At 57.3% G+C, this 12,286-nt stretch carries 12 protein-coding genes; 10 read left to right on the plus strand and 2 right to left on the minus strand.

Annotated elements, in window-relative coordinates; genetic code table 11:
• The first annotated feature begins 83 nt into the window (after nucleotides 1-83).
• Nucleotides 84-1,028, plus strand: a complete 945-nt coding sequence (locus ACZ5CE_RS09620) for a CysB family HTH-type transcriptional regulator (protein ID WP_464574687.1) — start codon at nucleotides 84-86, stop codon at nucleotides 1,026-1,028.
• A 28-nt stretch (nucleotides 1,029-1,056) separates the two neighbouring features.
• Here the strand turns inward: ACZ5CE_RS09620 and ACZ5CE_RS09625 are convergent, their stop codons facing one another.
• Nucleotides 1,057-2,886: an ABC transporter ATP-binding protein gene (locus ACZ5CE_RS09625; RefSeq protein ID WP_464574688.1), complete on the minus strand. Its 1,830-nt coding sequence runs from the start codon at nucleotides 2,884-2,886 to the stop codon at nucleotides 1,057-1,059.
• A 547-nt stretch (nucleotides 2,887-3,433) separates the two neighbouring features.
• Here ACZ5CE_RS09625 and ACZ5CE_RS09630 point away from each other — a divergent pair.
• From ACZ5CE_RS09630 to ACZ5CE_RS09665, 8 genes are all read left to right on the plus strand, one after another.
• Nucleotides 3,434-3,970 carry an OsmC family protein gene (locus tag ACZ5CE_RS09630; RefSeq protein ID WP_464574689.1) on the plus strand — a complete coding sequence of 179 codons (537 nt, stop codon included), beginning with the start codon at nucleotides 3,434-3,436 and terminating at the stop codon, nucleotides 3,968-3,970.
• A 29-nt stretch (nucleotides 3,971-3,999) separates the two neighbouring features.
• Entirely contained in the window at nucleotides 4,000-5,229 is a 1,230-nt protein-coding gene (locus ACZ5CE_RS09635) for a flavin-containing monooxygenase (protein WP_464574690.1), read from the plus strand.
• A gap of 1 nt (nucleotide 5,230) precedes the next feature.
• The gene (locus tag ACZ5CE_RS09640) at nucleotides 5,231-5,896 is read left to right on the plus strand and encodes a TetR/AcrR family transcriptional regulator (protein ID WP_464574691.1); all 666 of its coding nucleotides are present in this window, start codon (nucleotides 5,231-5,233) and stop codon (nucleotides 5,894-5,896) included.
• A gap of 24 nt (nucleotides 5,897-5,920) precedes the next feature.
• Nucleotides 5,921-6,547, plus strand: coding sequence for a hypothetical protein (locus ACZ5CE_RS09645; RefSeq protein WP_464574692.1), 627 nt, complete (start codon nucleotides 5,921-5,923; stop codon nucleotides 6,545-6,547).
• Nucleotides 6,548-6,557: 10 nt separating this feature from the next.
• Entirely contained in the window at nucleotides 6,558-7,328 is a 771-nt protein-coding gene (locus tag ACZ5CE_RS09650) for an MBL fold metallo-hydrolase (RefSeq protein WP_464574693.1), read from the plus strand.
• A gap of 152 nt (nucleotides 7,329-7,480) precedes the next feature.
• Nucleotides 7,481-8,275, plus strand: a complete 795-nt coding sequence (locus tag ACZ5CE_RS09655; protein ID WP_464574694.1) for a class I SAM-dependent methyltransferase — start codon at nucleotides 7,481-7,483, stop codon at nucleotides 8,273-8,275.
• Nucleotides 8,276-8,371: 96 nt separating this feature from the next.
• Nucleotides 8,372-9,304, plus strand: coding sequence for a zinc dependent phospholipase C family protein (locus ACZ5CE_RS09660; protein WP_464574695.1), 933 nt, complete (start codon nucleotides 8,372-8,374; stop codon nucleotides 9,302-9,304).
• Nucleotides 9,301-9,741, plus strand: a complete 441-nt coding sequence (locus tag ACZ5CE_RS09665; RefSeq protein ID WP_464574696.1) for a hypothetical protein — start codon at nucleotides 9,301-9,303, stop codon at nucleotides 9,739-9,741. Before ACZ5CE_RS09660 ends, ACZ5CE_RS09665 begins: the two co-directional genes overlap by 4 nt.
• A 38-nt stretch (nucleotides 9,742-9,779) precedes the next feature.
• Here ACZ5CE_RS09665 and nadB read toward each other — a convergent pair whose 3' ends face one another.
• Entirely contained in the window at nucleotides 9,780-11,396 is a 1,617-nt protein-coding gene (nadB, locus tag ACZ5CE_RS09670; RefSeq protein ID WP_464574697.1) for an L-aspartate oxidase, read from the minus strand.
• 287 nt (nucleotides 11,397-11,683) lie between these two features.
• On the opposite strand from nadB, the gene rpoE reads away from it, so the two are divergent.
• A complete protein-coding gene (gene rpoE, locus ACZ5CE_RS09675; protein WP_464574698.1) occupies nucleotides 11,684-12,286 on the plus strand; it encodes an RNA polymerase sigma factor RpoE in 603 nt (200 codons plus the stop codon).

Raw genomic sequence — 12,286 nt, forward strand, 5'->3', positions numbered from 1 at the left:
GCCGGGCTTTTCATGCTGGCCCATTCCCTCCGCTTGACGAAAAGGTGAACAATGGCACTGATCGATAAACAACCTGGAATCCCATGAATTTCCAGCAGCTGCGCATCATTCATGAAACGGTCCGGCAGAACTACAACCTGACCGATGCCGCAAATGCCCTCTACACCTCCCAATCCGGGGTCAGCAAGCATATCAAGGACCTGGAGGACGAACTAGGCGTGGAATTGTTCGTGCGCAAGGGGAAAAGGCTCCTGGGATTGACCGATCCTGGAAAGGAACTGGCCAGGATCGTGGAGCGCATCCTGCTGGATACCCGGAATATCAAGCGCCTGGCACAGCAATTCAGCGACCAGGAACAGGGGCACCTGACCATCGCTACCACGCATACCCAGGCGCGTTACGCTCTGCCCCCCGTGGTGACGCAATTCAAGAAAGCATTCCCGCAAGTGCATCTCATCCTGCACCAATCCAGTCCCGGAGAGATCGTCTCCATGCTGCTCGATGGGGTAGCGGATATCGGCATTGCCACGGAAGCGCTGGAAAGCGTCAGCGAGCTGGCTTCTTTCCCATACTACTCCTGGCATCACGCCATCATCGTCCCGCACGGTCATCCGCTGGAATCCATTCATCCGCTCACCATCAATGCCATTGCCGAATACCCGATCATTACCTATCACGAAGGCTTCACCGGACGAGCGGGAATAGACGAAGCCTTTGCAAGGGAAGGAATCATACCGGATATCGCCATGTCCGCGCTCGATGCCGACGTCATCAAGACCTATGTGGAACTCGAACTGGGCATAGGCATCGTTGCATCCATGGCGTTCAACCCGGCGCGCGATGTCCACCTGCACCTGCTCGATAGCTCGCACTTGTTCCAGAAAAACATCACGAACATCTCGGTACGGCGCGGGCACTACCTGCGCGGCTATGCCTACCGGTTCATCGAGCTTTGCCTGCCCTCGCTCACCGAATCCGACATACGCTCGAGTGTCAGGCCAGCGGAAGCAGAACTGGGACCCGCATAACCGCGCGGATATAGGACATGCTCCGTTGTCATACGTATTCCCCCAGGAATCCGCCGCTCTGGTGTTCCCATAATCTGGCATAAAGCCCGTTCAGCGCGATAAGCGACTGGTGGTTCCCTTCTTCCACGATGCGGCCGCGATCCATCACGATCAGCCGATCCATTGCCGCAATCGTAGACAGGCGGTGCGCAATCGCCACGACGGTCTTGCCCTCCATCAGCCGGTAAAGGCTGGACTGGATAGCGGATTCCACCTCGGAATCCAGGGCGCTGGTGGCTTCGTCCAGCAGCAGTATGGGCGCATCCTTGAGCATGACGCGGGCAATGGCGATGCGCTGGCGCTGGCCGCCGGAAAGTTTGACGCCGCGCTCGCCCACATGCGCATCGTAGCCCCGGCGCCCCGTGGGATCGGTCAGGCCTGCAATGAAATCATGTGCCTCGGCCCGCTTTGCCGCCGCGATCATGTCCGCATCGGTCGCGTCGGGCCGCCCGTAAAGGATATTGTCCCGCACCGAACGATGCATCAGCGAAGTGTCCTGCGTCACCATGCCGATACTCGCGCGCAGGCTGTTCTGCGTAACCTGCCGTATGTCCTGGCCATCGATCGATATGCGCCCCTGCTCGATGTCGTAAAACCGGAGGAGCAGGTTGACCAGCGTCGACTTGCCCGCGCCCGAGCGCCCGACCAGGCCGATCTTTTCGCCCGACCGGATATGCAGCGAAAGTCGATCGATTACCGGCGTCGCACCCCCGTAGCAAAACAGCACATCGTCGAACCGCACGTCGGCGTCCTTGACGACGAGCGGCTGTGCGCCCGGCTCATCCGTCACTACGTGCGGGCGTGTCAGCGTGGTGATGCCGTCGCGCACCGTGCCCACCTGTTCGAGCAGCGAAGCCATTTCCCACATCACCCAGTGGGACATGCCGTTGAGCCTGAGCGACATGGCGCCGGTGGCAGCAACCGCGCCCACGCCGATATCGCCTTCCACCCATAGCAGCAACGCCACGCCCACCGCGCCGATGATCAGGGCTGCGCCCATGACCTGATTGACGACCTCGAAACTGGTGATCAACCTCATCTGGCTGTGCACGGTCTGCAGGAAATCCTGCATCGCGGCCCTGGCGTAGCCCGCTTCCCTGCCAGCGTGGGAAAACAGCTTTACCGTGGCGATATTGGTGTAGGCGTCGCTGATGCGCCCGGTCATCAGCGCGCGCGCATCGGCCTGGGATTGGGAAACACGGCTCATGCGCGGCACGAAATACCATAACGTGATGACATAAAGCATCAGCCATCCCAGGAAAGGCAGCAGCATCCATGAATTGAAAGTGCCGACAACCGCGACCAGCGTAAAAAAATAGATCGTCACATAAACCAGGATGTCCCCCAGGATGAAACACACATCCCGCAGCGCCAGGGCCGTCTGCATGACCTTGGCCGCCACTCGTCCCGCAAATTCGTCCTGGTAAAAATTCATGCTCTGATCAAGCATCAATCGGTGAAAATTCCAGCGCAGCCGCATGGGAAAATTTCCGCCAAGCACCTGGTGCTTGAAAAGATTTTGTGCGAACACCAGCAGCGGGCTTGCCGCCAGCAACCCCGCGAACAGGATGAGCATATGCCGCTCCTGCTCCCACAACAAAGAGGGGGGAATGTCTTTCAGCCAGTCCACGATTTTGCCCAGCATGGCGAACAGCAGCGCTTCAAATGCGCCTATGGACGCGGTAATCAGAGTCATCGCCACCAGATGCCGCCTTACGCCATCGGTGGCTTCCCAGACGAAAGCGAGAAAGCTTTTGGGCGGAATCCTGCTGCCAGATTCTGGATAAGGGTGAATCTTTTTTTCGAAATGAGTGAACATAAGGATCTCTGGATAATCTTGCGGAGCGTTCCGGCAACTTGGGGGAACGACTGAAGTTATACGGTTGCAATATCAGGCGGCGGAACGCGTCCAGTGCCGGAAACCTGCGAATGGAGCGTGAAGCAAACCATCCGTAAATGCAATCGCCCGGATGGTACGCGATACGCTGGGAGGAGTTTACCGCGCGCCTGAAAGACAGGACTTTGGAAGCACAACCGGTTTGCCCGGCTCATAGCGGGAAGCGCGACTGCAGCAAAGAGAAAGGGACAAGGAACAACAATAAACGAAATCGGGGCCACACTGCAACCGTGAATCCGCCAGCGGGGATCGCCCCCGCCCTCGGCGATTGCTTCCTGTATCCGGCCGCACCACGGCGATTCACCGCTTCAAAAAATTTATATCCCTTCCTCTTGTAATGTCTATTTTCAGGGTATAAAATTAAACTAGACTGATCGGTCTATTTAATGTTCTCCTGGATGTATGGAGAACAAAAATGGCATCAGTATTCTTAGTGATGACAAGGAGATGAACGATAGCAATGAAATGCGTGAATGGAATTGACGTCGACAGATTGCGGGCGACGCGGGATCGTATCAAGGCGGATGCAGACGGGCCTTTCGCCCATCCCCGGTACGAATCGACCATTGTCTGGAAAAACGGGTTCCGCACCATATCCTGTGCGGCGGATGGTCAGGAAGTCATCGGCGACGAACCCGAACAATACGGCGGCTGCGGAGACGGCATTACGCCGGAAGACATGCTGCTCAGCGCAATCGGCGGCTGCCTTGTCGCCACCTATATTAGCGGACTGTCCGCCGCGGGCATCACGGTGAAATCACTGCAGCTCGATGTTTCCGGTCGCGTGAATTTCCGTGCTGCCTTCGGCCTTGAAACCGGCAATCCGGGGTACGAGAGCATCAGGGTGGCGGTGGATATCCAGACAAGCTCCCCCTCCGGCAAAGTGAAGGAAATCATGGACAGGCTGCTGAAAAACGCCCCGATTCCGGATACGATCATGCGCCCGGTCCCGCTCGATGTCGAGATCAGCTGCAGGGAAACCGAACCAGCGGCTCAGCTTACGTAATCACATGCGATCACTGAGGTGGAATGAAGATGACCAGTGTACATGATGTCGCAGTAATCGGCGCCGGCCCCGCCGGATTGTCGACAGCGTATGAGCTGAAAAGAATCGGCCTCGATCCGCTGGTGCTGGAAAAAACAGCGGCAGTGGGAGATGTCTGGCGCAATCATTACGATGGCGTGCGCCTGAACACGGGGCGCTTCTTTTCGCAATTCCCAGGGAATCCGTTTCCCCGATCGGCCGGCGCGTGGCCTTCGCGCGACGATGTCGTACGCATTCTTGAAACATTTCCCCAACGGGGAGGATTCAAGGTTCGAACCGGCATCAACATCGAGAAAATCGAGTATGACCGCGAGCGGAACATCTGGGTTATTTCCAGCCACGATGGGGAAACATTCGAATCGCGCGCCGTGGTTGTCGCAACGGGCGGCGCACGCATTCCTGTCATCCCTGAATGGGAAGGCAAGGAAACGTTTCCTGGAGAAATTATCCATTCCTCGAAATTCAGGAATGCGAAAACTTACGCAGGAAAGAACGTACTGGTGGTCGGAAGCGGAAATTCCGCCGCCGAAATTGCAAGCAGGCTCGCTAAGCACGCCAGAACAGTGACGATATCCGTCAGAACGCCGCCGCACATCCTCCCTAAAAGCGTTTTCGGCTTTCCACTGGCTGGAATCGGCGTGGCGACGGCTTCCCTGCCGCTAGCATGGGTGGATAGCCTCCTGCATGCGTTGCGGCGGTTGTTCATAGGCGACCTGACATCCCACGGCCTTCCTTTTCCTTCATCCCGGGTATCCCAGCAGTTTGCCAGGACCCAGGTGGTGCCAATACTCTACTACCCTTTTGTGGAGGATATTCGTGCGGGACGCATCCGCGTCGTTGGACCGATCAGGAAAATCAGTGAGCAGACCGTACATGTTTTTCATTCCGTCGAAACACAATCTCCGGGACAGGCAAGGGAAACAGCCTTGAGCGTGGACGCGATCGTCGCCGGAACAGGTTTTCGTACCGGCCTCACCGAACTGGTCCGGGTTCCCGGCATTACCACCCAGGACGACAGGCCTGAGGTTATGGGGGATCAGGAATTTCCCGATGCTCCGCGGCTGTATTTTATCGGGCATGTCAACCCCCTGAGTGGCCTGCTGCGGGAAATTCGCCTGGAATCGGGCAGGATCGCAAGAAAAATTGGGAAACAACCAGCCGCTCGTGGCATCCCCGAACGGCCGGGCACGCATCGATCAATGCGGATCGTGGAGAAATAAGTTGACGAAGGCAACCCGCAAACCGCCAGAGGAAAAGTTGCTGCTGGCCGCGCGCCGCCTGTTCTGCCAGGCCGGAATACATGCAACTGGCATTTCACGGATTCTTGAGGAGGCCGGCGTGGCACGCGCCAGCCTGTATACGCATTATGGTTCGAAAGAAAATCTGCTCAAGGCGGTGCTCGATACGGAGGCAAACATGTGGTTTCGCTGGTTCGACCAGGATTTGCCGCATCTGAAGTGCTCCACCAGGGAACGCATTCTCGGCCTGTTCAACCTTCTCGGGCAATGGTTCGAGAAAGAAGACTTTTTCGGGTGCATATTCGTCAATGCCGTGGCAGAGCACGAAAAGGACAGCAACTGGGTAAGGGATATGGCCGGTACGTACCGGGACCAGATAATTGAAAAGCTCAGGGCACTGGTTGTGGAAAGCGGCGCCATAGATCCCGACATCGTCACCCAGAAACTGGGCCTGATCATCGAGGGCGCAATCATCACTGCCATGGTCACCCAAAGCAGCCAGGCCGCCTATATCGCGCGGCTCGCCGCCGGGGATATCTTGCGGTGCGTGGAGTACGCGCCCTCCCTCGCGAAAACCCCCTCCCTTCCGGCGGATTCAGATCCGGCATCTTCCGTCAAGGCCAGGGCCGTCACCGGAGAATCGGCTTAGTCAAAATTTTTACAGGAGAAATCAATGGATAGTATCTGGGCAAATTTATCGACAGGCATGCGCCGTTTCCTGATCCTGACCGGATCCCTCGCGGTGATTGTCGCGGTTGGCCTGCAGTTTCACGTAAGCTCGCAGGGGGATCAGTCAAACACCTATCCGAAGGGTTTTCGCGGCGGCACGTGCACCATAGAATCGGGGTCCCTGGTGATAGGGTACTCCGGTTATTTCATTCCAGGGGATTATGAAATTCCCGAGAATGCGAACAGCGCGATGTCCGTTCCTGTCCTGTGCGGAAAAATACCTGCTCCCGGAACGCTGGATGTCACGATCGATCTTCTTTACCCGGAAGCTGCGCGTGACTGGCCCCTGGCCATGAGGCTCGCAAAAATGGAAGGCGGCACGCCGTCGAAAACATTGATGACGATTCCTGAGGCAGTCTACGGGGCTGGCACCATCACCCAGGTATTGCGTATCGGCGAAACGGGTGAATACAGGCTTTACCTATCGGGAAAAGACGGGAATCAGTCCGATTTCATGCTGGAAATCCCTATCACGGTGGGAACGCCATGGTACGGAAACGCCGCTCAATTCTGGCCCCTGCTGGCCGCGGTTGCGGCGGCAATCGTTTTGCATATCTTTAGAAAACTTTAAGGAGATTCTCATGAAATTCCAACAGCTACGAAATGCAACGATCATTATCGAATATGCGGGGAAAAAATTTCTAGTTGATCCCATGCTGGGAGAAAAGGGAGCTTTTCCGGGATTTGAAGGTACGCCCAACAGCCACATAGCCAATCCCATCGTGGATCTGCCTATTCCGATGGATGAGATTCTTGATGTGGACGCAGTCATTGTTAGCCATGTTCATACGGATCACTGGGACGATGCGGCCATAAAGCTGGTGCCCAAGGACATGCTTATTTTTACGCAAAACGAGAACGATGCAGCGGTAATCCAGGGGCAAGGCTTCAAGAACATTCGGGTTATGGGGGAGAACACGGTTTTTGATGACATCACGCTCATCAAAACCCCAGGGAGGCATGGCGGAGAAAAAACTGTTGAAAAATACGCTGAGCTATTAGGCCTTGTATCCGGTATTGTATTCAAGCATCCCGATGAAAAAACGGTGTATATCGCTGGCGATACCGTCTGGTATGAGGGAGTCGAGGAAAACCTGAAGAAATACGAGCCAGATGTCGTTGTCCTGAACAGCGGAGACGCTCAGGTCCTGGGTTATGAACCGATCATCATGGACAAGAAGGATGTTTACGAGGTTTTTAAAGCGGCCCCCAAGGCGACCATTATTGCAAGCCATATGGAATCCGTGAACCATGCCATGCTTTCCAGAAAGGAATTGCGTGAATTCATCGATGAAAAGGGCATGACGCAACGCGTATTGGTGCCAGAGGACGGCGAATCCTGTGTTTTCTAAAGGGATTCATGTTTGTATCCGTATGGACCGGGCGTAGCGGGTCATGGGTAGCGCATGGGTAGCGCGATGGTCCAACCCCAATTCAGGAGATGCCCGATCAGCTTCGTGGCATCTCTTGTCCCACATGAGTTACATTTTCCGGAGAATTGGCAATGGTGGGTTATTTTGGCGATGTCGCCACCGCATACGATCGTGATCTCGGCCCCGTGCTTTTCCAGCCCTATGCGATCGACATCGCACGGCGCGCAACGGAAAGATCGGTCCGCCACGTGCTCGAAATCGCGGCGGGCACGGGAGTAGTCACCCGGCAACTGCGCGATGCGCTCCCCAAGGACGCGTCGCTGACCGCGATCGACATCAGCGATTCCATGATGGATGTGGCACGCGCAAAGTTTCTTCCCCACGAGCAGGTCACATTCCAGGTTGCCGATGCGGTAGCGCTGCCTTTCGAGGACGAGGTATTCGATGCCGTGGTGTGCCAGTTTGGGGTGATGTTCTTCGATAGAGACGCGGCGTTCCGCGAGACGCACCGCACGCTGAGGCATGGAGGGAAATATCTCTTCAGCGTGTGGGATTCGCGGCGCTACAATCCCTTCGCCAGCATGACTTTCGAGGTGCTGAAGCAGTTCTTTCCGTCGAACCCGCCAGGTTTCCTGGAACTTCCTGTTTCCTGCTTCGAGATCGATCCTATCAAGGAAGCGCTCGGCCGTTCGGGGTTTGACCGGATCGTCATCTCGGTTCAGCGGCGGGAATACGATATTCTGGACGTCACGGCCTTCGCCCGGGGGCTGGTGTTCAGCCCTGTGATCGAGGAAATAAGAGAGCGCGGAGGAGTCGAGCCCGAGAGGATAGTGGAGGCGCTGGCGGAAGCGCTGGCAAGAGAGTATGGCTCGAATCCCATGCGCTATCCCATGCAGGCCATACTGTTCGAAGCGGAAAAACCTTGACGCATTCTCTAGCGCGGCGGCGCAGATTTGCCCCGCGCCTCCCCGGCCAGGGTCATCAGTGATTGCACAACCAGCAATTCCAAGGAAAACCACGCCATGCCTGGCGCCTATGCTCATCTCACGCTCGTCAACCTGATCCGGGAACCGGCACGGCTGGAAAGCCACGGCCTTACTGGGGACGCGATCACTGCGGTTCTCGACTATTTCCGTTTTTGCGAGCTTGGCGCCGTCAGCCCGGATTATCCCTACCTGGACATTGCGCACCCCGAAGCCTGCGAATGGGCAGATCGCATGCACTACCAGAAAACCGGCGAGGTCGTGAAGGCAGGAGTGGGCCTGGCCAGGCGGATGGAAGGCAAATCCCGCCAGAAAGCCTTTTCATGGCTGCTGGGATATGCCAGCCATGTCGTTACCGACGTGACCATACACCCGGTCGTCGAACTGAAGGTGGGCGAATACCAGAAAAACAAGGGAAAGCACCGGATCTGCGAAATGCACCAGGACGCCCATATTTTTCAGCGCCTCAATATCGGGGAAATAGGCCTGAGCGAGCATCTCGATTCCGGCATCTGGGGCTGCTGCGATACGCCGGGCAGCGGAAGGCTCGATCCGCTCATCGTGAGTATCTGGCAAGGCATGCTCGAAGCAACCTATCCCGACCTTTACCAGTCCAGGCCGCCTATCATCGACAACTGGCACGGATCATTCAGGTTTATTGTCGACAAGGCGGAAGAAGGCAACCTGCTGCCTCCCTTTGCGCGTCACGTCGCGGCCGGCATCGGCCTGACCTATCCTGCCATCGACGATATCGATGCCCAGTATCTGGAAGGCCTGGCCACACCGCTCGGCCCGATGCACTACGACCAGATATTCGAGCGCGCCATGAATAACGTGCTGAACGCATGGTCATCCATTTCGAGTGCTGTTTTCAAAAGCGATGACACTCACCGGAACGCAGCCGTCAACTGGAACCTCGATACCGGAAGGGACGATAAAGGCCGTTACGTCTACTGGGAGAAACAGGCGTGAAGGCGGCGGGTACAACCAATGCGAGCGCGATCATCGTCGCGCTTGCAATTTTCCTCCTGTCCGGCTGCGCATCCAGCCCGGATCAGGTCGATGCCGAGGAAATGTATATCAAAGCCTCCGCCCTGACCAAGCTGTCGGCGGCGGTGGAGTCGGCTGTCCGCTACAAGAACCCGCCATCCGCTCTCGGGAATCAGGAATTGCTGGTTTTCGCCACGCGCCACGACCCCGCGCTGCTGGAAAATTTCAGGGGCTACCAGGTCCGGGTGCTGCGCCAGGACCGCCATTCCGCAGTGCTGGTATGCAATGCGACCGGCGCCCGCGCGCTGCTGGAAGATGCAGGATGCACCGGCCCCATGGACCGCGCGCGCTGGAAGGAGGCGCCCCCGCAGCCATGCGATTTTTCGATCGATATTGGAAAGGCATGCGGGGTGGAGTGAGATTCCCAATCAGCTGCCGCATGCCTCTTACACGATACTCAGTCTCCCCGCCTCAGCACCGTATTCCGCGCCTCCGGCAATAACTCGGGATAGTCGCGGCTGTAGTGCAGACCGCGGCTTTCGTGGCGCATCATTGCGCTTCGCACGATCAGGTCGGCGGTGTCCACCAGGTTGCGCAGTTCCAGCAGGTCGCTGGTGACGCGGAAATTCGCGTAATACTCGTTGATTTCCTCGCGCAGAAGATTGATGCGGTGCCGCGCGCGCTGCAGGCGCTTGGTGGTGCGCACGATGCCGACATAGCTCCACATGAAGCGCCGCAGTTCATCCCAGTTGTGCGAGATGACGATTTCCTCGTCTGCATTGGTCACGCGGCTTTCATCCCATTGCGGCAGCTCGATGGCCGGCGGAGGGGTCCGCGACAGGATATCCCGCGCCGCGGCCTGGCCGAAAACCAGGCACTCCAGCAGCGAATTGCTTGCCAGGCGGTTGGCCCCATGCAAGCCGGTATGGGCGGTCTCGCCTATTGCATACAGATTGTCCAGGTCGGTCTTGCCATTGCGGTCGGTCATGATGCCCCCGCAGGTGTAGTGCGCCGCAGGCACCACGGGGATGGGCTGTCTGGTGATATCTATCCCGAATTCCAGGCAGCGGCTATAGATATTGGGAAAGTGCTCGCGGAGAAAATGGGCGGACTTGTGCGAGATATCGAGATAAACGCAATCGAGGCCGCGTTTTTTCATTTCGAAGTCGATCGCCCGGGCGACGATGTCGCGCGGCGCGAGTTCCGCCCGCTCATCGTGCCAGAGCATGAAACGCGAGCCATCGGGGAGCTTCAGCAACCCGCCCTCGCCGCGCACCGCTTCGCTGATGAGGAACGATTTGGCGTGAGGGTGGTAGAGGCACGTCGGGTGAAACTGGATGAACTCCATGTTGGCAATGCGGCAGCCAGCGCGCCAGCCCATGGCGATGCCATCGCCGGTCGCCGTGTCCGGATTGGTTGTATAGAGATACACCTTGCCGGCGCCGCCGGTGGCGAGCACGGTGCTGTGCGCGGCAATGGTCCTGACCTTGCCCGCCGCCTTGTCCAGTACGTAAGCCCCATGGCAGCGGCCGGCGCCATTGCTCAGGTGTGCGCTCGCGCGGCCCAGTTTCATGTCGGTGATGAGATCGATGGCGACATGGTGTTCGAGCACCGTGATATCCGGATGGGTGCGTGCCTTTTCGCTCAACGTGGCCTGCACCGCCTGCCCGGTCGCATCGGCCGCGTGGATGACCCGCCGCACGCTGTGGCCCCCTTCGCGGGTCAGATGATAGCCGGTCCCGCTGCCCTGGTCCCGGGTAAAAGGCACGCCCTCCTCGATGAGCCACTGGATGGCCTGCGGACCGTTTTCCACCACATAACGCGTGGCCGCTTCATCGCAAAGGCCGGCGCCGGCGATCAGCGTGTCGCGAATATGGGCTGCGGGTGAATCTTCTTCCGATAGCGCCGCGGCGATCCCTCCTTGCGCCCAGCCGCTGGCGCCGTCCAGGAGCGCGCCCTTGGTGATGAGCCCGACCTTTCCGCTACGCGCCAGGTGAAGCGCAAGGGTGAGCCCGGCCAGCCCGCTCCCAATGATGAGCGTATCGAAACGGAGTCGATCCAGCTGGGTTTGCATGACATTGTTTTGAGAAAGCCAGAATCAAGATCATAGCAGAGTCATGGCAGAACCGCCGCAGCCACGTATTTATCGTGGTTCAACCGCGCACTCTCCTTCAATTTTTTGTGTAATAACCACGTTTTCATCTGAACTAATCCATACTGCCCGTTGTCTGTGCATCAAAACGGGCACAGTTAAGGCATCCAGCGGATGACATTCCCCGATTACCCCCTGAACGGGTATACTTGGTCAGCCATGCTGAACGTAGCAAGGCCATGGTATAAAATAACATTCAGGGATCAGGGATGGGTGACCGGGAAGTCGATCAGCAATTGGTGGAGCGCGCGCAACAGGGTGACAAACATGCGTTCGATCTGCTGGTGGTCAAATATCAGCGGAAACTCGCGCGATTGCTATCCCAGTTCATCCGCGATTCGACTGAAGTGGAAGACGTGACGCAGGAAGCCTTCGTCAAGGCTTATCGGGCTTTACCCTCGTTTCGCGGCGATAGCGCGTTTTATACCTGGCTTTACAGGATCGGGATCAACACAGCGAAAAACTTTCTGGTGGCACAGGGCCGCCGGGCGCCCACTACATCGGGCGGATTTGACAGCGAAGATGCGGAAGGCTTCGAAGAAGCCAGCAATCTTCGAGAAATGAATACACCGGAAAGTGAACTCACTAGCAAACAAATCGCTCAAACGGTAAACCAGACTCTGGAAGAACTGCCTGAAGAATTGCGTACAGCAATTACCTTGCGGGAAATCGAAGGACTGAGTTATGAGGAAATTGCAGGCATCATGAACTGTCCAATTGGCACCGTGCGATCGCGCATATTCCGCGCGCGCGAGGCTATAGCGGAAAAATTGCGTCCCCTGCTGGGGACTGGAAAAGATAAGAGGTGGTAA

Source organism: Nitrosospira sp. TNL200, from assembly GCF_055386305.1.